Annotated in this window: 20 protein-coding genes and 2 pseudogenes; 13 read left to right on the forward strand and 9 right to left on the reverse strand. The window is 71.1% G+C overall.

The annotated features are described in order from the left end of the window. Positions 1-2 precede the first annotated feature (2 nt). Positions 3-1,358 carry an ABC transporter substrate-binding protein gene (locus J2Z30_RS02275; RefSeq protein WP_044576540.1) on the reverse strand — a complete coding sequence of 452 codons (1,356 nt, stop codon included), beginning with the start codon at positions 1,356-1,358 and terminating at the stop codon, positions 3-5. Beyond that, a complete protein-coding gene (locus J2Z30_RS02280) occupies positions 1,355-2,482 on the reverse strand; it encodes a sialidase family protein (protein WP_044576536.1) in 1,128 nt (375 codons plus the stop codon). Before J2Z30_RS02280 ends, J2Z30_RS02275 begins: the two co-directional genes overlap by 4 nt. Before the next feature lie 261 nt (positions 2,483-2,743). Between J2Z30_RS02280 and J2Z30_RS02285 the strand changes: the two genes are divergently transcribed. Then, positions 2,744-3,349 carry a hypothetical protein gene (locus J2Z30_RS02285; protein WP_044576533.1) on the forward strand — a complete coding sequence of 202 codons (606 nt, stop codon included), beginning with the start codon at positions 2,744-2,746 and terminating at the stop codon, positions 3,347-3,349. A gap of 143 nt (positions 3,350-3,492) precedes the next feature. Here the strand turns inward: J2Z30_RS02285 and J2Z30_RS02290 are convergent, their stop codons facing one another. Beyond that, positions 3,493-3,717, reverse strand: a complete 225-nt coding sequence (locus tag J2Z30_RS02290; RefSeq protein ID WP_044576530.1) for a hypothetical protein — start codon at positions 3,715-3,717, stop codon at positions 3,493-3,495. 72 nt (positions 3,718-3,789) lie between these two features. Between J2Z30_RS02290 and map the strand changes: the two genes are divergently transcribed. The 7 genes and pseudogenes from map to J2Z30_RS02320 all read left to right on the forward strand — a co-directional run bounded on the left by map (position 3,790) and on the right by J2Z30_RS02320 (position 10,480). Continuing rightward, complete coding sequence (map, locus tag J2Z30_RS02295) at positions 3,790-4,647, forward strand: type I methionyl aminopeptidase (RefSeq protein WP_044576527.1); 858 nt, start codon at positions 3,790-3,792, stop codon at positions 4,645-4,647. A 146-nt stretch (positions 4,648-4,793) separates the two neighbouring features. Then, positions 4,794-5,438: a biliverdin-producing heme oxygenase gene (locus J2Z30_RS02300; protein WP_044576524.1), complete on the forward strand. Its 645-nt coding sequence runs from the start codon at positions 4,794-4,796 to the stop codon at positions 5,436-5,438. A gap of 283 nt (positions 5,439-5,721) precedes the next feature. Beyond that, a pseudogene (locus J2Z30_RS51250) lies at positions 5,722-5,862 on the forward strand (ATP-binding cassette domain-containing protein); the annotation flags it as partial. A 292-nt stretch (positions 5,863-6,154) separates the two neighbouring features. Further along, the gene (efeO, locus tag J2Z30_RS02305) at positions 6,155-7,288 is read left to right on the forward strand and encodes an iron uptake system protein EfeO (RefSeq protein ID WP_044576521.1); all 1,134 of its coding nucleotides are present in this window, start codon (positions 6,155-6,157) and stop codon (positions 7,286-7,288) included. Positions 7,289-7,299: 11 nt separating this feature from the next. Further along, positions 7,300-8,562 carry an iron uptake transporter deferrochelatase/peroxidase subunit gene (efeB, locus tag J2Z30_RS02310; protein ID WP_044576518.1) on the forward strand — a complete coding sequence of 421 codons (1,263 nt, stop codon included), beginning with the start codon at positions 7,300-7,302 and terminating at the stop codon, positions 8,560-8,562. Positions 8,563-8,646: 84 nt separating this feature from the next. Beyond that, positions 8,647-9,624, forward strand: coding sequence for an iron uptake transporter permease EfeU (gene efeU, locus J2Z30_RS02315; protein ID WP_044576515.1), 978 nt, complete (start codon positions 8,647-8,649; stop codon positions 9,622-9,624). Further along, positions 9,557-10,480 (forward strand): SCO2278 family lipoprotein, encoded by a 924-nt coding sequence (locus tag J2Z30_RS02320; protein ID WP_486389198.1) that lies wholly within the window; start codon positions 9,557-9,559, stop codon positions 10,478-10,480. Before efeU ends, J2Z30_RS02320 begins: the two co-directional genes overlap by 68 nt. 177 nt (positions 10,481-10,657) lie before the next feature. On the opposite strand, the gene J2Z30_RS02325 is transcribed toward J2Z30_RS02320, so the two are convergent. Beyond that, positions 10,658-11,392, reverse strand: a complete 735-nt coding sequence (locus J2Z30_RS02325) for a bifunctional DNA primase/polymerase (RefSeq protein WP_044576509.1) — start codon at positions 11,390-11,392, stop codon at positions 10,658-10,660. Between the two features lie 169 nt (positions 11,393-11,561). Between J2Z30_RS02325 and J2Z30_RS02330 the strand changes: the two genes are divergently transcribed. The 3 genes from J2Z30_RS02330 (at position 11,562) to J2Z30_RS02340 (ending at position 14,907) form a co-directional block, all read left to right on the forward strand. Beyond that, positions 11,562-12,470: a glycerophosphodiester phosphodiesterase gene (locus J2Z30_RS02330; protein ID WP_044576506.1), complete on the forward strand. Its 909-nt coding sequence runs from the start codon at positions 11,562-11,564 to the stop codon at positions 12,468-12,470. A gap of 416 nt (positions 12,471-12,886) precedes the next feature. Then, positions 12,887-13,903 carry a small ribosomal subunit Rsm22 family protein gene (locus J2Z30_RS02335; protein ID WP_044576501.1) on the forward strand — a complete coding sequence of 339 codons (1,017 nt, stop codon included), beginning with the start codon at positions 12,887-12,889 and terminating at the stop codon, positions 13,901-13,903. A gap of 491 nt (positions 13,904-14,394) precedes the next feature. Further along, positions 14,395-14,907, forward strand: coding sequence for a P-loop nucleotide/nucleoside kinase family protein (locus J2Z30_RS02340; protein ID WP_044582049.1), 513 nt, complete (start codon positions 14,395-14,397; stop codon positions 14,905-14,907). A gap of 23 nt (positions 14,908-14,930) precedes the next feature. Here the strand turns inward: J2Z30_RS02340 and J2Z30_RS02345 are convergent. The 4 genes and pseudogenes from J2Z30_RS02345 to J2Z30_RS02360 all read right to left on the reverse strand — a co-directional run. Beyond that, positions 14,931-15,352 (reverse strand): annotated as a pseudogene (locus J2Z30_RS02345) (transposase); the annotation flags it as partial. A gap of 173 nt (positions 15,353-15,525) precedes the next feature. Beyond that, positions 15,526-16,896 (reverse strand): cytochrome P450, encoded by a 1,371-nt coding sequence (locus J2Z30_RS02350; RefSeq protein ID WP_107073372.1) that lies wholly within the window; start codon positions 16,894-16,896, stop codon positions 15,526-15,528. Positions 16,897-17,093: 197 nt separating this feature from the next. Beyond that, positions 17,094-18,098: a serine hydrolase domain-containing protein gene (locus tag J2Z30_RS02355; protein WP_044576495.1), complete on the reverse strand. Its 1,005-nt coding sequence runs from the start codon at positions 18,096-18,098 to the stop codon at positions 17,094-17,096. 59 nt (positions 18,099-18,157) lie between these two features. Continuing rightward, the gene (locus tag J2Z30_RS02360; protein WP_044576492.1) at positions 18,158-19,489 is read right to left on the reverse strand and encodes a multidrug effflux MFS transporter; all 1,332 of its coding nucleotides are present in this window, start codon (positions 19,487-19,489) and stop codon (positions 18,158-18,160) included. Positions 19,490-19,573: 84 nt separating this feature from the next. On the opposite strand from J2Z30_RS02360, the gene J2Z30_RS02365 reads away from it, so the two are divergent. Continuing rightward, positions 19,574-20,590, forward strand: coding sequence for a Gfo/Idh/MocA family protein (locus J2Z30_RS02365; protein ID WP_209468501.1), 1,017 nt, complete (start codon positions 19,574-19,576; stop codon positions 20,588-20,590). A gap of 47 nt (positions 20,591-20,637) precedes the next feature. Here J2Z30_RS02365 and J2Z30_RS02370 read toward each other — a convergent pair whose 3' ends face one another. Then, complete coding sequence (locus tag J2Z30_RS02370) at positions 20,638-22,260, reverse strand: alkaline phosphatase D family protein (RefSeq protein ID WP_044576489.1); 1,623 nt, start codon at positions 22,258-22,260, stop codon at positions 20,638-20,640. A gap of 173 nt (positions 22,261-22,433) precedes the next feature. Between J2Z30_RS02370 and J2Z30_RS02375 the strand changes: the two genes are divergently transcribed. After that, positions 22,434-23,207 (forward strand): SDR family oxidoreductase, encoded by a 774-nt coding sequence (locus J2Z30_RS02375; protein WP_044576486.1) that lies wholly within the window; start codon positions 22,434-22,436, stop codon positions 23,205-23,207. Positions 23,208-23,277 lie beyond the last annotated feature (70 nt).

Here is a 23,277-nt window from a genome sequence, read left to right on the forward strand (position 1 = left end):
CCTCACCCGGCCTTCACCTGGAGGCCCTTTTCCTTCAGATCGGTGATCGTCTGGCTCTGCACCTTCTTCAGCACGGAACGGAAGTCGGACCCGTCCCCGATGGCCGCCGTGAAGGCGTCACCGAGCCGCTGGTAGAGGGTGTCCGTGGCGGGGCCCCACTTCCAGCTGGTGTCCACGCCCCTGCTCGCCTCGTCGAAAACCTCGCTGTACTCCTGGCCGCCGAAGAAGTCCTTGTGCACATCGAGCTGGGAGGTGGTGTACCCCTGCTTGGCGCCCGGGGTGCCATAGCCGTTCTCGATCAGGAGCTTGATCGACTCGGGGTCGGTGTTGAGCCAGATCGCGAAGGCCAGCGCGTCCTTGGGGTACTTGCTCTTGGCGAAGACCGCGGTGGTGGAGCCGCCCCAGTTGGCGTAGGCGGCGTCGCCCTTCTTCCACTGCGGCATGGGCGCCACGCGCCATTTGCCCGCGGTCTTGGGGGCGTTGCCGACCAGCAGGGCGTCGCCCCAGCTGGCGCCGAGCCAGGAGGCCATGTCGCCGGTCTGGACATCCTTGTACCAGGCGTTCTGCCGGTCCGGGATGGTCTTGATGAGCTTCCGGCGGACCAGTCCGTACCAGTAGTCGGCGACCTTACGGGTGGGCTCGTCGTCGATGGAGACGGTCCAGGTGTCGCCCTCGGTGCCGAACCAGCGCGCCCCGGCCTGCCAGGCGAGCCCCGCGAAGCGGTTGCCGTTGGTGGCCGAGAAGGTCTCGATCCAGGCGCCCTTCTTACGGATCGCGGTGGCCGCCGCCTCGTACTCGTCCCAGGTGGTGGGCGGCTCTATACCCCACTTCTCGAAGAGGTCCTGACGGATGAACAGACCCATCGGACCGGACGCCTGCGGTACGGCGTAGACGGCCTTGCCGAAGACTGACTGCTGCCACTGCCAGCCGATGAACTTGTCCTTGTGGTCGGCGACCCCGTACTTGGTCAGGTCCAGCAGCCCGTTGTCGATGAGGAAGCTGGGCACGACCGGGTACTCGATCTGGCCGAGGTCCGGCGGATTGCCCGCCTTGATGGCGGCGTGCATCTTGGCGTACTGGGCGCCGTCGACGGCCGAGACCTTCTCGACCTTGACCCGCACCTCCGGGTTCTTGCTGTTCCACAGGGCGACGGGCTTGTCGATGCCCGGCACCCAGGACCAGAAGGTCAGGGTGATCTTCTCGCCCTTCTTGCGGCCCTTGGGCTCATCACCCCCGTCGTCGTCCGAGCCGCAGCCCGCGAGGGCGAACCCGGCGGCCGCGGCGGCCGCGCCGCCGAGGACCGCGCGGCGCGGCGTGCCGTGCGTCCAGGTGTTCCGGTTTCTTGCGGTGTCGCTCATACCAGCTCCTCCATCGGAATGCGCCGGAATGTGATGGTCGAGTAGGCGCTGAAGTCGCCGGTCTCGTAGAGCAGTCCGACCGTGGCGTCGTCGAGCCGGACCAGATCGGAGTAGGCGGCGGGCAGGCCGTTCACGGTGTGGCCGGTCCGCCAGGTGACGCCGCCGTCAAGGCTGGTGCGGACGGTCATCAGCGCCCGGTACGCGGGGTCGGCGGGACCGGAGAAGAGCAGTGCGTCCGGCTCGCCGAGGTGCAGCACACTGCACTCCACGACGGGGGCGACCAGACCGGCCTGCGGCCGGAAGGGGAGATCCAGGGTGGCGCCGCCGTCGCCGGAGTGGGCGTCGGCGCGGGTGCCGGGCGCGGTGGCGTCGGTGCGGGTGTTGAAGTAGACCCGGCCGTCCGGGAGTTGGGCTGCGGTGGTCTCGTTGACGTTGACGTAGCCGTCGGGGTTGTCGTCCACGTACCCGATCCGCCAGGTGGCGCCGTCGTCGTCGCTCAGCAGATCGTGCCCGCCGTTGTACCGGCCCTCGGTGCCGTCGTCGCCGGGGACGGTCGGCGGCAGGGAGTGATTGCCGGGGATGACGATCCGGCCCGCGTGGGGGCCGTACCGCAGTTGCAGGGCATGGCCGGGGGTGGTGGCGTACCAGCGCCATTCGGGCCGCTTGGCGCTCGCGGTGATCTCGCGGGCCCCGCTCCAGCTCGCGCCGTCGTCATCGCTGTACGTCAGCCACACCCGCCGCCCGTCGGCCGCGCTCACCTCGCCGCGCCGGATCCGCTCCTCGGTGGCGGAGGCGGCGCTGCGGACGTGCACCAGCAGGACGCGGCCGTCGTCCGGGCCGCCGTCGAGGACGACGGGGGCGGGGTTGCCCGCCGTTCCGTCGCCGTTGCGGGCCACGACCTGTAAGGCGCCCCAGGTCCGTCCGCCGTCGGCCGACCGCTTGAGCACGAGGTCGATATGGCCGTCGTCGGCGGAGGAGTCCACCCGGCCCTCGGCGAAGGCGAGGACGGTGCCGTCGTGGGTCAGCACGACGGCCGGGATCCGGTAGCTCGCATAGCCCTCGGTCCCCGCCCGGAACGGAACGGACACCTCGTACGAGCGTGCCGCCCCCGTGTCGACTGCCATCAGGCCTCCCGATGCCCCGTCGCAATCGAGTGTCGAGTCAGAAAAATAGGACGTAGGACGTCCCTTGTGTGCGGCGACCTTAGGGTTTGCCTCACAGAGCGTCAAGAGACGGCGCATGAACAGTTGGAGACGCGGACGGAGGGCGCGTGGGCGCCGGGCGCGGAGCGGGTCGACGGCATGCCCGTCGCATATGCCCCGAACGGGTGAGCCGGGCCCGAATCGCGCCCGCCGGGGCGCGGGCCGGGGCAGGATCCGGATGCCATGGACGCCGTAAGGGTCGCGCTGCTGCGCGAAGTCCTCGCCGGAACGGAATGGCTCCAGGCCACCCGCCGCTTCGCGGGCTCGCTACGGGCCTCGGTCGGACCGCGCGCGGGCGGACTGCTGCTGGTCGGCAGCGAGGCTTACGAACCGTGGCACCTGGCCGCGCACCTCGACGACGAGGCGGTCTGGTCCGGGCTGCCCGAGTTGTCCCCCACCCTCGTCCGCCACCGGGTGCCGGAGGGCGGCGCCGTCCCCGCGCACCTGGCGGTCGGTCTCGGGCGGCTGGAGGGGGCGGGCCGCGGGGAGACCCTGCTGGTGGTCGCGCCGGACGACCCCGGCTCCGGACTGCTGGAGCGGGTCAACGACGCCCGCCGGAGCGGGGCCACCGTGCTCGCCCTCGACGGCGGCGCCGCCGAGCTGCACGCCCTGGCCCATGACGCGCTCTCCGCCCCCGAGGGCGGCGAACTCGACCTCGACACCCTCCAGCACCTGGTCAGCGCGGCCGCCGGCGAAAACAGCCTGCCGCGCCCGCGCCGCCGCCGCTTCCAGGACCGGCTCGCCCGGCTGGCCGAACACTTGGCGGCGCCACCGCCGACGCATTGGTGAGGCGTATTGGGGGTGCGCGCCCCAGGGGCTGGTGAGGGTGCCCTGGGGGCTGGTGGCGGCGCCCCGCGAGGCCGGTGACGGCCCCCTGTGGGCCACAAGGCGGCGCGCGGGCCGTAAGCCGCGCGCGACCCGTAAGATCGGCCTCAGTCCGTCGCCGGGGGCTCGTCGTCGCGCCAGCGCGGGTCGTTCCGCCACTCCTCGTTGCGTTCGCGCGCCGTCTCCATCGCGCGGGCGGCCTCCTCCGGGGAGGCGTACGGGCCGAGGCGGTCGGCGGCGCGGCACTCCGGGCCCTCCTCGACCTTCTGGTGCTTGATGCAGTAGTACCACTCGCCGGGCTTACCGGCGGTCCCTCTTCTGAACAGCGCCATCCCGACCCCGATCTTCCGCTCGTACTCCCTTGCGGCCATGCTGCCCCATGCACCGCCGATACACTCGCTGATATGTCTGGCCAGTCGCTTCTAGTCCCGGGGAAGCTCTCCCCCACCCGCCCCGTCCCCGCCTCGATCCCGCGTCCGGAGTACGTCGGGAAGGAGAGCCCGACTCCTTATGACGGGCCCGAGGTCCAGGACGCCGAGACGATCGAGCGGATGCGGATCGCCGGGCGGATCGCCGCGCGGGCGATGGAGGAGGCCGCCAAGCTGATCGCACCGGGGGTCACCACGGACGAGCTGGACCGGGTGGCCCATGAGTACATGTGCGACCACGGCGCGTACCCCTCGACGCTGGGCTACCGCGGATTCCCCAAGTCGCTGTGCAGCTCGGTCAACGAGGTCATCTGCCACGGCATCCCCGACACCACCGTCCTGAGGGACGGCGACATCGTGAACCTCGACGTCACCGCCTACATCGGCGGGGTCCACGGGGACAACAACGCCACCTACCTGTGCGGCGAGGTGGACGAGGAGTCGCGGCTGCTCGTCGAGCGCACCCGTGAGTCGCTCAACCGCGCGATCAAGGCCGTCAAGCCGGGCCGCCGGATCAACATCATCGGCCGGGTCATCGAGTCGTACGCCAAGCGCTTCGACTACGGCGTGGTCCGCGACTTCACCGGCCACGGGATCAACACCTCGTTCCACTCCGGCCTGATCGTGCCGCACTACGACAGCCCGCACCACACCACCGAGATCAAGCCGGGGATGACCTTCACCATCGAGCCGATGCTGACGCTCGGCACCCATGAGTACGACATGTGGGAGGACGGCTGGACCGTGGTCACCAAGGACCGCAAGCGGACGGCGCAGTTCGAGCACACGCTGGTGGTGACCGAGACCGGGGCGGAGATCCTCACCCTGCCGTAGCGGCCGGGGCGGTTCGTATGTCTTCTGCCGGGGGCCGATTCTTCGGCGGCCGTTTTACCGACAGCTTGTCGGGAAAGCATTGACGTAGGCGACGGTCTCTACTTAGGTAAGCCTAACCTATACACCTCGGCCCCCGGAGGTCCACCGTGGAGTTCTCCGCCCTGATCCGCAATGCCTCACGGGAAGCGCACTCGGACGTCGGGAGCTCGTCGTTCATGAGCGATCTGCTCGGTGGGCGGCTGGGGGTGGCGGCCTACCGCCGCTACTCCGAGCAGCTGTGGTTCGTCTACCGCGCCCTGGAGTCCCCGGCCGACGCCCTCGCGACGGACCCCGTGGCGGGCCCGTTCCTCCGGCCGGAGCTGGCCCGCCTGGCCGAACTGGAGCGCGATCTGGCCCACCTCGGCGGCCCGGACTGGCGCAGCGGCCTCACCGCCCTGCCCGCCACGGCGGCGTACGCGGCGCGGGTGGCGGAGTGCGCGCGCGACTGGCCGGCGGGCTATGTGGCCCACCACTACACCCGCTATATGGGCGATCTGTCCGGCGGCCAGATCGTCCGGGACACGGCGGAGAAGACCTGGGGCTTCGACCGTAAGGGCGACGGGGTGCGGTTCTACGTCTTCGAGTCGATAGCCAACCCCGCCGCGTTCAAGCGGGAGTACCGCGCGCTGCTGGACGCGCTGCCGGTGGACGATCTGGAGAAGCAGCGCGTCGTGGAGGAGTGCAAGCGCGCCTATGCGCTGAACGCGGGGATCTTCCGAGCGCTGGCCGAGGAGTTCCGGCTCAGCGCCTGAGGCACCGTATGCGGCTCAGCGCCCTGCTGAAGGCCCAGCACCAACCCTGCCTGTTCCGGGCCTACTTCAGGGGCAGCTCGGTGAGCATGACGGCAAAGACCGGAGAGTCCGGGAAGGGCTGGCGCTCCAACGGGTCTTTCCGGTCAGCCAGTTGCGGACCGTCCGATCGCTGACCGTGCCTTCGCGGCCGTCGCGGTACAGATGAGTGTTCACCGCGTCGGCCAAGGCGGCCTGGGTGAGCGCGCTACCGGGCGAGCTGGCGCTGCGCCGGGCCGTGCTGCACGAGGACGAGGCGGCCGTGGCGGACGCGATGGCTCGGGCCGAGGTGGCGGAGTTCGCCGCACGGCCGTTCTCCGCGCTCTCCGGCGGTGAGCGGGCCCGGGTGGCGCTCGCCCGAGTCCTCGCCCAGCGCACCGCCCTGCTGCCGCCCCGCCGCGTACGCGGACCGGGGAGCGGATCGTGCTGTCGCTGCGCGACCGGGCCACGACAGCAACGACGACACCGCACGAGCCGCACCCATAAGAGGCGTGCGTCACTCTTCCCGGACTGCGAACCGCATCAAATCAGCCATCTTGGCCAAATCTTTGCCACCCACAGAGCACCTCTTGACCTTACACAGGATCCACACAGGCAAGGCTCAGTTAAGTTAGGCCCGCCTTATCCGTCCCCCGTACGTCCGCCCTGTCCTGCCTGCCCTGATTCCGTCTGGAGCCCGTATGCGAGCCGCTCGCACCTCCGTTGTCGCCGCGATATCGGCACTGACGACGATCACCGCCGTCGCCGGATGCGCCCAGAAGTCCGACGCCAAGGGCTCGGACGCCATCCAGGTCACCGCCTCCGACAGCGCGTGCGAGGTCTCCAAGACCTCCTTCCCCGCCGGGCATGTGAAGCTCGCGGTGGAGAACAAGGGCTCCAAGGTCACCGAGGTCTATGTCTACGCCCCGGGCGACCGGATCGTCACCGAGCGGGAGAACATCGGCCCCGGCACCCGCACCTCGATCAACGCCGAGGTCAAGACCGGTTCGTACGAGATCGCGTGCAAGCCCGGGATGAAGGGTCACGGCATCCGCCAGAAGGTGTCCGCCACCGGCAAGGGCAAGCTGCCCCAGCGCGATCCGCGGCTGGACAAGGCGGTGGCCGCGTACCGGACGTACGCCCAGAAGCAGGCCGATGACACGCTGCCCGCGGTCCAGAAGTTCGCCGACGCGGTCAAGAAGGACGACCTCGATGGCGCCAAGAAGCTCTACGCCCCCTCGCGCATCGGCTGGGAGCGCACCGAGCCGGTCGCCGAGTCCTTCGGCGATATCGACCCCAAGGTGGACGTGCGCGAGGACGGCCTGGAGAAGGGCCAGAAGTGGACCGGCTGGCACCGGCTGGAGAAGTCGCTGTGGCAGACCAAGAAGATCACCGCGGCCGACCATGACCTCGCCGACCAGCTCATCAAGGACCTGAAGGACTGGCAGAAGCGCGTCGGTACCGCCGACATCACCCCCACCGGCATGGCCAACGGCGCCAAGGAGCTACTGGACGAGGTGCAGACCGGCAAGGTCACCGGTGAGGAGGAGCGCTACAGCCACACCGACCTGGTGGACTTCAAGGCCAACGTCGAGGGCGCCGAAACCTCGTACAAGCTGCTCAAGCCCGTGGCGGCCAAGAACGACCCGGAGCTGGCGAAGGATCTGGACAAGCAGTTCGCGGCCGTCGGGAAGCTGCTGGACCGGTACCGCGAGGGCGATGGCTTCGTGTCGTACGACACCGTCTCGGAGTCCCAGCGCAAGAAGCTGTCCGACGCGGTCAACGCGCTCGCCGAGCCGCTCTCCCGGCTCGCCGCCGCCGTCGTCACCAAGTGAGGGGGCCGGGCATGACCGACGAGACAGGTACGGCTGCTCCCTCGCGCCGGGCGCTGATCGGCTGGGGCGGCGCCGGGCTCGCGCTCGGCGCCGCGGCCGCCGGGGGCGCGGCGGCCGCGCTCAGCGGCGACGCGGACGACACCCGGACGGTCGCCGACAGTGGCGCCGCGGTGCCCTTCCACGGGGCGCACCAGGCGGGGATCGCCACCGCGGTGCAGGACCGGCTGCACTTCGCGGCGTTCGACGTCACCACCGACGACCGCGCCGAGCTGATCGCGCTGCTGAAGGAGTGGACGAAGGCGGCGGCCCGGATGACCCAGGGGCACGCGGTCGGCGGCGGCGCGGTGAGCGATCTGGCGGAGGCCCCGCCGGACGACACCGGCGAGGCACTGGGCCTCAAGGCATCCCGGCTCACCCTCACCATCGGCTTCGGGCCCACGCTGTTCGAGGACAAGAAGGGCAAGGACCGCTTCGGCATCGCCGACCGCCGCCCCGAGGCGCTGATCGACCTGCCCGCCTTCCCCGGCGACAACCTCGAACCGGCGCGCAGCGACGGCGATCTGTGTGTGCAGGCGTGCGCGGACGATCCGCAGGTGGCCGTGCACGCCATCCGCAACCTGGCCCGCATCGGCATGGGCAAGGTGGCCATCCGCTGGTCGCAGCTGGGCTTCGGCAAGACCTCCTCGACCACGCCGGACGCGCAGACCCCGCGCAACATGATGGGCTTCAAGGACGGCACCCGGAACATCGCGGGCACCGACACCGCCGCCCTGGACAAGCATGTGTGGGTGAGCGGGAAGGCGGGACCGGCGTGGCTGGCCGGCGGTTCGTATCTGGTGGCGCGCCGCATCCGGATGCACATCGAGACCTGGGACCGCACCTCGCTCCAGGAGCAGGAGGACGTCTTCGGCCGGGACAAGGGCGAGGGCGCGCCACAGGGCAGGCAGCGCGAACACGACGAGCCCAACCTGAAGGCGATGCTGCCGGACGCGCATGTCCGGCTGGCGCATCCGGACTCCAACGGCGGGGCCCGGATCCTGCGCCGCGGCTACTCCTTCACCGATGGCACGGACGGTCTGGGGCGGCTGGACGCGGGGCTGTTCTTCCTCGCCTACCAGCACGACGTACGGGACGGGTTCGTGCCCGTACAGCGGCGGCTGGCGCGGACCGACGCGCTCAACGAGTACATCCAGCACGTGGGTTCGGCGCTCTTCGCGATCCCGCCGGGCGTCCGGGACGGGGACGACTGGTGGGGCAGGGCGCTGTTCTCCTGACGAACTGACGGACTGACGGACTGACGGACTCCTCCAGGAACCCTCGACCTCCTCCAGGAACCCTCGACAAGGAAGGCGAACCCCGTGTTCGGCAATTACCTGATCGGTCTGCGCGAAGGGCTCGAAGCCAGCCTGGTGGTCTGCATCCTGGTCGCCTATCTGGTCAAGACCGAGCGCCGGGAGGCGCTGCGCCCGGTGTGGCTCGGGATCGCCGCCGCGGTCGCCTTGAGCATGTCCTTCGGCGCGGCGCTGGAGTTCGGCTCGCAGGAGCTGACCTTCGAGGCGCAGGAGGCGCTGGGCGGTTCGCTGTCGATCGTGTCGGTGTCCCTGGTGACCTGGATGGTGTTCTGGATGCGGCGCACCGCCCGCCATCTGCGGTCCGAACTGCACAGCAAGCTGGACGCGGCGCTCGCGATGGGCACCGGGGCGCTGGTGGCCACGGCCTTCCTCGCGGTCGGCCGGGAGGGCCTGGAGACCGCGCTGTTCGTGTGGACGGCGGTGCGGGCGAGCAATGACGGTACGACGGACCCGCTGATCGGCGTGGTCCTGGGGCTGCTCACCGCGGTGGTGCTGGGCTGGCTGTTCTACCGGGGCGCACTGCGGATCAACCTGGCGAAGTTCTTCACCTGGACGGGGGCGATGCTGGTCGTGGTGGCGGCGGGGGTGCTCGCGTACGGCTTCCATGACCTCCAGGAGGCCGACTGGCTGCCCGGACTGCACTCGCTGGCCTTCGACATCAGCTCCACCATCGCGCCGGACTCCTGGTACGGCACGGTGCTCAAGGGCGTCTTCAACTTCCAGCCGGACCCGACCTGGCTCCAGGTGTGGATGTGGGCGCTCTACCTGGTCCCCACGCTCGCGCTGTTCCTGCGCCCCGGTAGGGTGTCGCCGTCCACAGCAGCCCCCACGGATCGGGAGCCGGAGCCCCATGACACGCAGGTCGCCCCGTCGGCAGCTGGCAGTTCCGACCGCAGCGGTGGTACTGACGCTGGGGATGACGCTCACGGGGTGCATGACGGTGCACGGCGAGCGGGAGAACATTCCGTCGGTGGACAAGGCTGAGGCGCCCAAGGCGCTCGAGCGGTTCACCGACACGTACAACAAGGCGTACCGGGAGCTGGATCCGGCGCTGGCGAGCCAGGTGGAGACGGGCCCGCTGGAGGCCATCACCACGGCCGACCTCAAGGCCCAGCACGCGAGCTCGCCCGACGGCAACCCCAAGTACCCGTCGCTGGAGCTGTCCGACGTCAACTACCGCATCCCCAAGCAGGTGGGCTGGCCGAAGTTCTTCGTCGCGGACACCGACAGCAACCGCGACGACAACCGCTGGCTGTTCGTCTTCACCCGCGGCGGTGCCGATGAGCCGTGGAAGGCCGCGTATCTGTCGATCCTCAGCCAGGACGAGGTGCCGGATTTCGCGACCGACAAGGACGGCTGGGCCAAGCCGGTCCGGGCCGCGGGGCCGGCCCCGAAGCTGGCCACCCGGCCGGACAAGCTGAGCGCGGAGTACGCCGACTACCTGATGACGGGCAAGGGCTCGGTCTTCGCCGACGGCCAGTCCACGTCGGGGCTGCGGGACACCCGGAAGAAGTACCTGCGCACGCCGAAGTTCTGGACCGAGTACATCGACAGTCCGGCACAGGGCGCGCAGGACACCCCGGTGGGGCTGCGCACCTCGGACGGCGGGGCGATCGTGTTCTTCACCTCGCACCACCGGCAGAAGCAGACCATGGCGAAGGGGTTCCGGCCCAACCCGGATCCGCAGATCAAGGCGCTGATGACGGGGGAGGCGAAGAGGGCGGTGACGCTGACCCGCATCGCGGAGTCGGCGGTACGGGTCCCCGCGAAGGACGCGGCGGACCCGAAGGTGGTCTTCCTGAACCGCCTGGAGGGCGTAACCGCGGCCAAGGGCGAATGAGCAGGGTTGTGGGCAATCGTCCCTTGGGCAATCGTCCCTTGGGCAATCGTCCCTCCCCCAGCTACCGCTGGGAGGTGTCCCCTGGCGAGGGGGTACCTCCCATGTCCTTAAGGCTATGGGGGAGGGTGGGCACAACCCACCCACCGGCCCGCACCGGACCACGAAACGTAAAGCGCCCTACCGCCCCATGGGCCAAGCAGGAGCCTGATCCTGATCCGAGCCCGCGAAGCGGGCACACGCGTCCGTGAGCGACTCCAGCAGCGTCAGCGGATCCGGCAGCGGCCGCTCCGGCCCGAGCACCCACCCCACACGCCCGTCCCCCGGCAATTGCGCGGGCGGCATCAGCACATAGCTCCCCCGGCAGTGCCACCGCAGCCCCGGATGCTCATCCATCGTCTCCGGATGGCAGTCCAGCTCACACGGCCACCACTCGTCCTCGTCGTCGGGCGTACCCCGCGTGGCCGTGAAGAAGAGCATCCGGCCCTGCTGGAGATCGCCGCTGCTCGTGGCCACGGGACCGACCTCGACCTCGGCCGCCCCCAGCCGCTCCAGGGCCAGCCGCCCCGCGTCCGCGGGTACGTCGAGCACATCGTGGACGATGCCGGTGGCGGTGATGAAGTTGGCCTGCGGATCGGCGCGCAGCCACTGCGCGACCTTGTCCGGGTCCGTCGTCGCCTGGGTCTGCCAGGCGAACGAGACGGGGTGGCGGGCCGGGGTGGGACAGCCGATGCGGTCACAGGAACAGCCGTAGCCGGAGGGGTACGCGGCCGGCGCGAGCGGGAATCCCGCCGCCGCGGCGGCCATGAGCAGATCCTCGCGGACGCCCCCGGCGCCCGCTCCCGTGCCCTGGTCGCCGCCCGCTCCGCTCCTCGGCCGACGCAGCCACTGGGAAAACCTGCCCATGCGTTCCATCTACCGCCTCGCTTCACCGCCCGTACCGGCGGTACCGCCGGTACCCGATCAATGCTGCCACCATCCTGCTCCGGAAGTGGCCGGTGTCCGCATCCGGGGTGGGTGAGAGCACCCCGACCGGGTGCCGATATCAGGGCATAACGGATGTCACGCCCCTAGCGTTCCGTTTATGATCAGCAGGCATTTTCTGACCGCCGTCGTGGTGCTCGGCCTGTCCATACCGGCGGCCGTCGCGGCCCACCCCACCGCTCGTCCGTCCGTACGACGCCTCATACCCCCGGCCGCCGAAGCGGCGCGCCTCGGCCTTCAGCCCGCGCTCACCACGCCGTCGTCCCGAAAGCCCGCCGTCGTCTACACCGCGCACCGCGGCGGCGCCCTGGAGGTGCCCGAGAACAGCATGTCCGGGCTGGCAAGCGCCTTCAGCAGGCATGACGTCCAGGTCCTGGACTTCGACAGCCGCATACTCGATGACGGCACGCTCGTGGTGATGCACGACGCCACGCTGGACCGCACCACCGACCGGACCGGGCCCGTGCGGGCCATGACCACCGCCCAGTGGCGGGACGTCCGGCTGCGGCCCGACCCCTCCCTGCGCGGCACCTGGCGGCCCGAGCGGCCGCCGACCGTCGCCGAGGTGCTGGACCGGTTCGGCGGCCGGATCACCTTGATGGTCGAGGCCAAGGACCCGGAGAGCCTGCCGCGGCTGGCGAAGATGATCCGCGACCGGGGGCTGATCCACTCCGTCTACGTCAACAGCAACCGGCCCGAGGTGGCCCGCGAGGCCCACCGCAAGGGGCTGCTGACCCAGCTGTGGCGGTCCGCCCGGCAGATGCGCACCGACACCCCGCGCGACTGGCGCGGCGTCGTCGATCTGCTGGACGTCGACTACCGGGCGGGCGACAAGGACGTACGGCGGGCCGTCGCCTCCGGGATACCGCGGGTATGGGCACACACCGTGGACACCCCGGCGCAGCGGGACCGGATGCTGCGGCTGGGCTGCGACGGCATCATCACGGACGCGCCGGGACGGCTGATCTCCACGCCCGTACGGATGCCGCGGGCGTCCAGCGGTGGATGAGGGCAGTCCACGGTGGGCGAGCGGACCGACCAGCGACGCCGAACCGGGCGCAACCCCGGGCCGGGCGCAACCCCGAGCCGGGCGCAGCCCCGAGCCGGGCGCAGCCCCGAGCCGGGCGCGACCCTGGGCCCGGCGCAGCCCCGAGCCGGGCGCGACCCCGAGCCGGGCGGCAAAGCGCCCGCCGCCGTTGCGGCGCCCGCCGACCCTGGGCGAAGCCGACCCTGAGGGCAGCCAACCCCGAGGGCAGCGGAACCCTGCGAGACCCCCGGCCCAGGCCCAGGCGGCGACCCCGGCCCAAGCCCCAGTCCAGGCCCAGGCGGCGACCCCGGCCCAAGCCCCAGTCCAGGCCCAGGCCCAGGCGGCGGCCCCCGGCCCAGACGCCGAGACCACCCCCTCCCGCCGGTAGAATCCCCCGAATGCACGCCCCCGACGCCGCCCCCACCGACGAGACGCCTCACACCGCGCTCGCCGGACTCCTCGACGGTCTGCCACCCCGACAGGCGGCCCAGGCGGTCGACCGGCTGATCGGCCACTACCGGGGGCGCACCCCGACCGACGCGCCCGTGCTGCGCGACCGCTCCGACGTCGCCGCGTACGCCGCGTACCGGATGCCCGCGACCTTCGAGGCCGTGCGCGCCGCCCTCGACGCCTTCCGCGCCCGTACGCCCGACTGGGCCCCGGCCACGCACATCGACATCGGCGGCGGTACGGGCGCGGCCAGTTGGGCGGTGGCCGCCGCCTGGCCGCGGGCCGGGCACACCACCACGGTCCTGGACTGGGCCGAGCCCGCGCTGGCCCTCGGCCGCGAACTGGCCCGGCAGTCGCCCAACGAGGCGCTGCGCACCGCCCGCTGGCAGCGCCGGGCCATCGGCGAGGGCCTCGCGCTGCCGGACGGGACCGACCTGGTCACCGTCAGCTATGTGCTGGGCGAACTGACCGAGGCCGACCGGCACGCCGTCGTGGCCGAGGCAGCGCGCGCGGCGCAGGCCGTGGTGCTGATCGAGCCGGGCACCCCGGACGGCTATCTGCGGATCCGCGAGGCCCGGGACCGGCTGCTGGCGGCCGGGCTGCGGATCGTCGCCCCCTGCCCGCACGGCGCGTCGTGTCCGATCGAGCCCGGCGCCGACTGGTGCCACTTCGCCACCCGGGTCCGCCGCTCCTCCCTCCACCGGCGGGTCAAGGGCGGTTCGCTGCCGTACGAGGACGAGAAGTTCAGCTATGTCGCGGCCGTACGGTTCGACGCGACACCCGCCGGGGCGCGGGTGGTGCGCCGCCCGCAGATCCGCAAGGGCCAGGTGCTGCTGGACCTGTGCGCGCCCGAGCAGGGGCTGGGGCGTACCACGGTGACCAAGCGTCAGGGGCCGCTGTACCGGGCCGCCCGCGATGTGTCCTGGGGCGATGTCTGGCCCCCCGAGGAGGACCCACCCCGCTAGGACGCGTATCGGGTCGTGATCAAAATCGGCGGGTTCTGGTCCGACAGCAACCCATAAGTCACGCTCCGGCTGGAGACAGAGAAGCGCCTGCTTCCCCATGCCCAATGTGCTCCACAGTACGAACGCTGGTTCCGGTGCTGACAACCTCGCACAGAACCGATATCCGTCCCTCCCAGGGTCGGCTGCCGACTCCGCCGACGCCGTCGGCTAAGGTGGGGGCATGTGCTGCTGCGCTCCCATGACTACGACCGCCGCTTAGCGGCGGTACCGCGGTTGCTGTAACCGCGGCCATTGCCTGCCCCCGCATGGGGCAGCGCCAGGACGTACCGCCGGATCAGTGTCCTGCCGGCAGTCACTCATATTCCTGTGACGCCGGGTCATCCTGCCTGATCAGGGAAGTCATGTCTCAGTCGCACCGTTTCGATTCACAGCACCCGCATGCAGCCGGACCCGGCACTACGCAGCACCCGCGTGCCGCCACCCTGCTCCTGATGGTCGGGCTCCCCGGGGCCGGGAAAACCACCCGTGCCAAAGAGCTCGCCGCAACCCACCGGGCGCTGCGGCTGACACCAGATCACTGGATGATCCCGCTGTTCGGCGATTCGATGGCCGACGGCAAGCGCTGGGTGCTCGAAGGGCGGCTCATCTCGGTCGCCCTACAGGCGCTGCGGCTGGGGACCAGCGTCGTACTCGACTACGGGCTCTGGAGCCGCGATGAACGGTCGGCACTGCGCTGGCTTGCCCGGTCGGTCGGGGCATCATGCCAGGTGGTCTACCTGCCCGTGGACAAGGACGTCCAGCTCGCCCGCATCGCGCACCGCCAGGAAACAACACCGCATCAGACGTTCCCGATGAGCGAGGCCGACCTGGATGCCTGGCGGGAGCAGTTCCAGGTGCCTGATGCCGCCGAACTCGACGGCGGCGAGATCCCCACCCCACCGGCGGGCTGGCCGAGCTGGCGGGAGTGGGCAGTAGACAAATGGCCCTCGTGCACCGACAGCTAGCCAGGGCGCGTTTCGGAGCGTGATCAATGGGTTGTGCGGGTGAGATCTTTGATCCAGATCATCGATGCGCGCAGGTGGAAGCCGGCGAGGTAGCTCTCCGGGGTCTTGTCGTACCGGGTGGCGATGCCTCTCCAGGCCTTCAGCTTGTTGATCAGCCGCTCGACGGTGTTCCGTTCCTTGTAGAGATCGGCGTCGTGGCTGACGGGCCTACCCCCTTGTTGCCCTTCTTCTTCCGGTTGGCGGCCTGGTCCCTCTTCTCCGGGATGACGGCCTTGATGGTGCGTCTGCACAGGTGGCCACGGTTGCCGCGGGATGAGTAGGCCTTGTCCCCGGCGACGGCGTCCGGCCGGGTACAGGGGCGACCGACGGGCCCGCGGACCCGGATCTTCCCCAGCACGGGGATGAACTGCGGGCCGTCCGCGGCCCGTCCCGCGGTCAGTACGACGAAATGATCACGGGATGGATGCGCTTGCGCATCCATATCCGGCGCCCAGTGGTGCACGATAGCTCAGAATCGTGCCATTTCCGCAGGTCAGCCACTACCACTACTACCAAAGCGCACGGGGCGCAGCCCCAGTTACGGGAAGGGGCGGCTAGGGGAACAGCCCGCCGCAGGCGTCACGAGCCGCCGGATACCGCTTGGCCCGCGGCCGGGGCGGGGGTGAAGGTGACCGGGAGGGAGACCAGGCAGCGGTACCAGAGGGAGTCCATCCACTGGAGCTCATTGGGTTCGACCGCCAGCTCCAGGTCCGGCACCCGGTCGAGCAGCACCTCGATCGCCGTCTCCGAGATGATCTTGCCCAGGTCGGGCGCGCCCGCCGGGCATCCGTAGTCGCCGCCGGTGAAGGACACATACGCGTTGTTCCCGGCGTAGCCCGCCTCGGCGTCGGGCCACAGCAGCGGGTCCGCGTTTGCCGCGGCGAGGCCGAGGACGAGGAGGTCACCGGCGCGGATGCGCTGGTCCCCGAGTGTGGTGTCCCGGGTGGCGAAGCGCCCGATGACGTTCTGGAGCGGGGAGTCCGCCCACAGCACCTCGTTCATGGCCTCACCGATGCTGCGGCGGTTGCCCGCGAGGGTCATGGTGAAGCGGTCGTCGGTGAGCATCAGCCGGACGGTGTTGCCGATCCAGTAGGACGTGGCGGGCATGCCCGCGGCGATCATCACCATCAGGTCCCCGACGAGTTGCTCGTCGGTGAGGTCCGGGGAGTTCCGGATGAACCGGGAGGTGACGTCCGGGCCCGGCTCCTCGCGCTTGGCCGACACCAGCCGCTGCACCACCTCGGCGGCCCGCTGCTGGGCCGCCATGGCCTCGTCGTTGGAGAGCAGCGAGACGGTCACCGCCTCCGCCATGTACTCCAGCTGGTCCTCGGGCAGGCCGAACATCTGGCCCATGGCGAGGGCGGGCACCGAGTAGACGTAGTCGAAGACCAGGTCCGCCTTGCCGCTGCCGACGAACTTGTCGATCAGCGAGTCGGCGAAGCGCTCGCAGTGCCGGCGCAGTTCGAAGGGGTCGACGGAGGCGAGGGCGTCGCTGACGGCCGCCGAGCGGCGCCGGTGCTCGTCCCCCTCCGTGAAGTGGATCATGGGGCTGTGGGCCACCCAGGGCATGAGGGGCCAGTCGGACGGCACCTCGTCCCAGCGGTTCCAGCGGCGTGAGTCGCGGCCGTAGGTCTGGACGTCGGTGACGACCTGGCGTATCTCGCGATAGCCGAGGACGAGCCAGGCGGGGACGTCGGACTCCAGCAGGACCGGGGCGACCTGGCCGTGGTCGCGCCGCATCCGCTCATAGCTCTCGGCCGGATTCCGCAGGTACCGCTCCCCGTACAGCAGCGCGGGTCCGGTGTGGGAGGGGTCGGCGTGGGCGGGGCAGCCGGGGGGCGGCGCCGCCGGGCCCGGGTCGCCGGGCACGTCCTCCGCGCCTGGTGGGGCCTGAGGGGGCGGTGGGGCCTGAGGGGCCGGAGAGTCCTGCGGGTCCTGGAGGTTCGTCACAGCGGTCTTCCTCATGGCGGTGGAGCAGCGCGGCCGTCCGGGGTACACGGCAGTTGCACAGGCTAACCAAGCGAACGGATCAGGCCAACTGTCCTGACATCACCAACTGGTGAGGGCAGATCAGCCCAGGGCGCGGGCCGGACCGTCAGCCCAGGGCGCGGGCACCGGACCGTCAGCCCAGGGCGCGGGCCCGCCCGTCAGCCCAGGGCGCGGGCCAGCGCCGTGGCCGCCGCCGCGCGGGGCGCGCTGTCGCCGGGGCGGCGGCGCGGATGCACCGTGGTAGCGAGCAGCACCAGATAGGCCCCGCGGGCCCGGTCCATCACCAGGCTGGTCCCGGTGAACCCGGTGTGCCCCGCGGCGCCCCGCCCCGCCAACTCCCCCATGAACCACGGCTGGTCGACCTCGAAGCCCAGCCCCGGCGCGGTCAGCATCAGCTCGGTGGACTCGGGCGACAGCATGGGCCCGCCCCCGGCCAGCAGCGCCCGGCACAGCACGGCCAGGTCCCCGGCCGTCGAGAAGAGCCCGGCGTGCCCCGCGACCCCGCCCAGCGCCCAGGCGTTCTCGTCGTGCACCACGCCCCGCAGCATCCCCCGGTCCAGCTTGCCCCAGGGCCGCCGCTGGTCCTCGGTGGCCGCGATCCGGGGGAGCCAGGAGGCGGGCGGGTTGAAGCGGGTGCCGGCCATGTCCAGCGGGCCGGTGACCGTCTCCTGGACGAGCCGGTCCAGCGGCTGCCCCGCCGACCGCTCCAGGACGCGCTGGAGCAGCAGGAAGTTGAGGTCGGAGTAGCGGCGGGCGGTGCCGGGCGGGGTGGCCGGCGGCTCGGCCGCGAGCCGGGCCAGCGCCCGCTCCCGCCCGTCCTCCTCGTACAGCGGCAGTTCGGGGATCAGCCCGGAGGTGTGGGTGAGCAGCTGCCGCACGGTGATGCCGTGCTCGGCGGCGGCCGTGCACTCCGGGGCGTACGCGGCCACCCGACCGTCCAGCGAGATCAGCCCGCGCTCGACGGCCCGCAGCGCAACGATGGTGGTGAACAGCTTGGTGAGCGAGGCGAGGTCGAAGACGGTGTCGCGGCGCACCGGCTCCCACCGCTCGCGCGGCAGCTCCACGCCCCGGTCGGAGGCCTCGTCGTACGCCACGTGGCGCACCGCCCAGCCGAAGCACTCCTCGGCCAGCGGGCCGGAGCCGGTCCCGGCGGCCAGCGCCACCCCGGAACACCAAGGGCGCTCCCCCTCGGGAAGCGCCCTGACGGTCTCCAGCAGCCGGGTCAGACCACGGTCACGCTGTGCTTCGTACGTCGCTGCCACGGACGGCAGAGTCCCATGAAGCAGGCCATGGCCGCGAGCGCGCAGCACAGCTGGACGACGGCCATCGGCACCGCCGTGGTCTCGCCCGCGATCCCCACCAGCGGGGAGGCGACCGCGCCCAGCAGGAAGGTGGAGGTGCCCAGCAGCGCGGAGGCGGAACCGGCGGCGTGCGGGGTGCGCATCAGCGCCGAGGCGTTGGTGTTCGGCATGGCCAGGCCCATCGACGACATCAGCACGAACAGGCAGGCCGCGACCGGCCCCAGACCGGTCTCGCCGAAGACCCCGGCGGAAAGGATCAGCAGCGCGGTCGCCGCGAGGGCGATCAGCGTCAGCGCCACGGCCAGCACCTTGTCCATGTTGACGCGGCCGACGAGCACCCGGCCGTTGATCTGGCCCATGCCGATGAGGCCGATCGAGTTGAGCCCGAAGAGGAGGCTGAAGGTCTGCGGCGAGGCGCCGTAGATCTCCTGGACGACGAAGGACGAACCGGAGACATAGGCGAAGAGCGCGGCGAAGGCGAAGCTGCCCGCGAGCATGTATCCGGCGAAGACGCGGTCGGCGAGCAGCCCGCGCATCGTACGGAGCGTCTGGCCGAGCCCGCCGTCCTGGCGGCGCTCCGCGGGCAGGGTCTCGCCCAGGAAGCGCCAGACGACGAGGGTGAGCAGGGCGCCGATCACGGTGAGGAAGACGAAGACGCCGCGCCAGTCGGTGAAGCGCAGGATCTGCCCGCCGATGACGGGCGCGGCGATGGGCGCGACGCCGGAGATCAGCATGAGGGTGGAGAAGAAGCGGGCCATCGCGATGCCGTCGTACAGGTCGCGGACGACGGCGCGGGCGATCACGATCCCGGCCGACCCGGCGAGCCCCTGGACCAGCCGGAACCCGATGAGCAGCTCGGCGGTGGGCGCGAAGGCGCAGATGGCGGTGGCGATGACGTAGATCACCATGCCGATGAGGAGGGGACGCCGGCGGCCCCACTTGTCGCTCATCGGGCCGACGACGAGCTGGCCGAGCGCCATGCCCATCAGGCAGGCGGTGAGGGTGAGCTGGGCGGTGGCGGCGGAGCTGTGGAGCGCGTCGGTGACCTCCGGCAGGGCCGGGAGGTACATGTCCATCGAGAGGGCGGGGAGAGCGGTGAGCCCGCCGAGGACGAAGGTGACGAGGAGGCTCGTACGGCGCTGCGCGGTCGACGGAGCGGTGACCTGGGGCGCGGCGGCGGAGGAGGGGGGAGAAGAGGGGTCGGGTCTGTGAGCCCGGGAGGGAGCGGCGGCCGTTTGGCCGGGCTGCTGCATGCTGACCTTCCATGAGTCGTTGAATCGTTGTCTATGCTCTCAGCTGAATTGGAGTGCTCACGACCGAATAAGCCAGGGGTGGGGATGTCCGGACCGAAGGCCGAGCCCGTGCGGTGGGGGATTCTGGCGACCGGTGGCATCGCCGCCTCGTTCGCCACGGATCTGCTGGAGATGGCGGACGCGCAGGTCATCGCGGTCGGCTCGCGCCGGCCTGAGTCGGCGAAGCGGTTCGCGGAGCGGTTCGGGATACCCCGGGCCTACGGCGGCTGGGAGGAGCTGGCCGCCGATGACGACATCGATGTGATCTATGTCGCCACCCCGCACTCGGCCCATCGGGCGGCGGCCGGGCTGTGCCTGGAGGCGGGTCGGGCGGTGCTGTGCGAGAAGCCGTTCACGCTCGATGTCCGCGAGGCCCAGGAGCTGGTGGACCTCGCCCGGACCCGGGGCCGCTTCCTGATGGAGGCGATGTGGACGTACTGCGATCCGGTCGTCCGCCGGATGACCGAGCTGATCCAGGACGGCGCGATCGGCGAGGTCCGGGCGGTCCACGCGGACTTCGGGCTGCCCGGCCCGTATCCCCCGGACCACCGGCTGCGCGATCCGGCGCTGGGCGGCGGCGCCCTGCTGAACCTCGGCGTCTATCCGGTGTCCTTCGCCCAGCTGCTGCTCGGCGAGCCGGCCGAGGTGCGGGCGGTGGGGCAGCTCTCCCCCGAGGGCGTGGATGTGAACACGGGCCTGGCGCTGGGCTGGGACAGCGGGGCGGTGGCGCTGCTGTCCTGCTCCATCACCGCCGATACGCCGATGACGGCGGCGGTGACGGGCACGGCGGGGCGGATCGAGTTCCCGCGCGGCTTCTTCCACCCGGAGCGCTTTGTGCTGCACCGGCCCGGCCGGGATCCGGAGGAGATCACGGCGGTGGACGGGATGCGCGCCTACCAGCGGGAGGCGGCGGAGGTGATGCGCGCGCTGCGCGCGGGCGAGACGGAGTCCCCGCTGGTGCCGCTGGACGGCACGCTGGCGGTGATGCGGACCCTGGACGCGGCGCGGGAGCGGCTGGGGGTGCGGTATCCGGGAGCGGAAGCGGCAGCGGGCGAGGCGTGAGCGGGGCGGGCCCGGTGCATGGGGTGCGCGCCGGGCCCGCCCGCCCGTCAGACCTGCTTCAGGCCGGGGTTCCCGGCCTCGCTGACGAGCGACGCCGCCGTGGTGAGCGGCGCGCCCTGGGTCGTGACCGCGGAGACAGTCTTGTAGTCGGCCCGTGCCCGCTCCTCGTCCAGCGAGACCGTCACATAGCCGCGCCGGCCGTTGTAGAACTTCATATGCGGGTTGGCGGCCAGGTAGGTGGCCCAGTTGTCGGGCTTGTCGGCGCCGTCCTTGCCGCTGCTGACGGAGGTGCCGACGAACTCCACGCCCAGGGTCCGGGAGCCCGGGTCGTCGAAGTCCTTCTTGATGTCGAAGGCGTAGTGCACATGGACATCGCCGGTCAGGACGACGAAGTTGTCCAGGCCCGCCTTCTCGACACCGGCCAGGATCCGCTCCCGGGAGGCGGGGTAGCCGTCCCAGGAGTCCATGGAGAGCTTGGAGCGCGCGGCCGTGGTGTTCTTCCGCTGGGAGAAGGTGACCTGCTGCGGCAGCACGTTCCAGGTGGCGGTGGAGCGCTGGAAGCCGTCGAGCAGCCAGCGCTCCTGGGTGGCGCCGGTGAGGGTGCGCGAGGGGTCCTCGGACTCCGGGCCGGGGTACTGCCAGCCGTCGCCGTACGCCTGGTTGGAGCGGTACTGGCGGGTGTCGAGGATGTCGAACTGGGCCAGCTTGCCGTAGTGGAAGCGGCGGTAGAGCCGCATGTCGGCGCCGCTCGGCTGCTGCGGCATCCGCAGCGGCATGTTCTCCCAGTACGCCCGGTAGGCGGCCGCCCGGCGGATCAGGAACTCGTCCGACGGGCCGCCGTTCTCGTCGATGTCGCCCGCGTAGTTGTTCTCGGTCTCGTGGTCGTCCCAGGTGACGTACCAGGGGAAGGCGGCGTGGGCGGCCTGGAGGTCCTCGTCGGACTTGTAGAGCGCGTAGCGCAGCCGGTAGTCCCCGAGCGTCATGGTCTCCTTGTTGAACACCGCGGGGAGGGTGCGGTCGGTGTAGCCGCGGGCGCCGCCCGCGGCGTTGACCGCGTACTCGTACTGGTAGTCGCCCACGTGGAAGACGGCGTCCAGGTCCTCCTGTGCCAGGTGGCGGTAGGCGGTGAAGTAGCCGTCGTGGTACGCCTGGCAGGACACCAGGCCGAAGCGGACCTCCTGGACCTTGGCGCCCTGGGCGGGGGTGGTACGGGTGCGGCCCACCGGGCTGGTCCAGTTCCCGGCCTTGAAGCGGTACCAGTAGACGCGGCCCGGCTCGAGCCCCTTGGCGTCCACGTGCACCGTGTAGTTGAACTCGGCGTGCGCGGTGGTGGTCCCCCGGCGGGCGACGCGCTGGAACTTCTCGTCGCGGGCGATCTCCCACTCGACCTTGACGGTGCCCTCTTCGGGCAGTCCGTTGCCCGGCTCGTAGGGGCGGGGCGCCAGCCTGGTCCACAGCACGACGGCGTCGGGCAGCGGGTCGCCGGAGGCCACGCCGAGCGTGAACGGGTTGTCGGCGAGCGCGCGCGGCGACACCTGCGCGGCGTGGGCGCTGGGCAGGTTGGTGGTGAAGGCGAGCGCGGCGGCGGCTCCCGTCACGGTGAGGAAGCGGCGGCGTCCCAACGTTGCGGCCGCCGCTCGTATGGCGCGCTGATGCGAGTCGTGTGCCATGTGCTCTCCCCTGGCTCGTGGCGTCAGAGGAATTGGAGTGTCGGAGGACGGCCGGGCGTTTGCGTGCACACGACATCGATATGACCGCTCGGTGAGCTCCGTTGCCGGAAGGGACCTTTACCGCGAATCGACGCACCGGCACGCTGAACTGACGTGGCGTACGCTGCGGCGCCATGAGCGACGGACGTGTGTCGGTGGTGTCGAAAGTGGCGGTGGTGACGGGCGCGGGCTCCGGGGTCGGCCGGGCCGTGGCGCTCGAACTCCTCGAGACGGGCTGGTCGGTGGTGCTGGCGGGGCGCCGCGAGGAGACCCTGGCCGAGACGGCGCGGCTGGCCGGTGGCGGTCCCCCGGCCCCCGTGGTGCCGACGGACGTGGCCAGCCCGCAGCGGGTGGACGCGCTCTTCGCCGCGGTGCGGGAGCGGTTCGGACGGCTGGACCTGCTGTTCAACAACGCGGGCAGTTTCGGCCCGCGCGGCGTGCCGCTGGAGGATCTGGCCTACGAGGACTGGCGGTCGGTCGTGGACACCAACCTCACGGGGGCGTTCCTGTGCGCACAGGCGGCGTTCCGGCTGATGCGCGATCAGGATCCCCGGGGCGGACGGATCATCAACAACGGCTCGCTCTCGGCACATGTACCCAGGCCGGACAGCGTGGCGTACACGGCCACCAAGCACGCCATCACGGGGCTCACCAAGTCGCTGTCGCTGGACGGGCGCCGGTACGGCATCGCCTGTGGGCAGATCGATATCGGTAACGCGGCGACGGAGATGACCGAGCGGATGTCCGCCGGTGTGCCGCAGGCGAGCGGGGAGGTGGTGGCCGAGCCCGTGATGGACGTCGCGGACGTGGCACGTACGGTGCGGCATATGGCGTCGCTGCCCCTGGAGGCGAATGTGCAGTTCGCGACGGTCATGGCGACGGCGATGCCGTACATCGGCCGCGGCTGACTGATGAGGGAACGTCACCCGTCGTAGATAACCCTCCGATTGTGGAGATAATGTGAGGATGCGGGCAATT

Source organism: Streptomyces iranensis, assembly GCF_017874715.1.
In the GTDB taxonomy this organism is placed as follows: Bacteria; Actinomycetota; Actinomycetes; order Streptomycetales; family Streptomycetaceae; genus Streptomyces; species Streptomyces iranensis.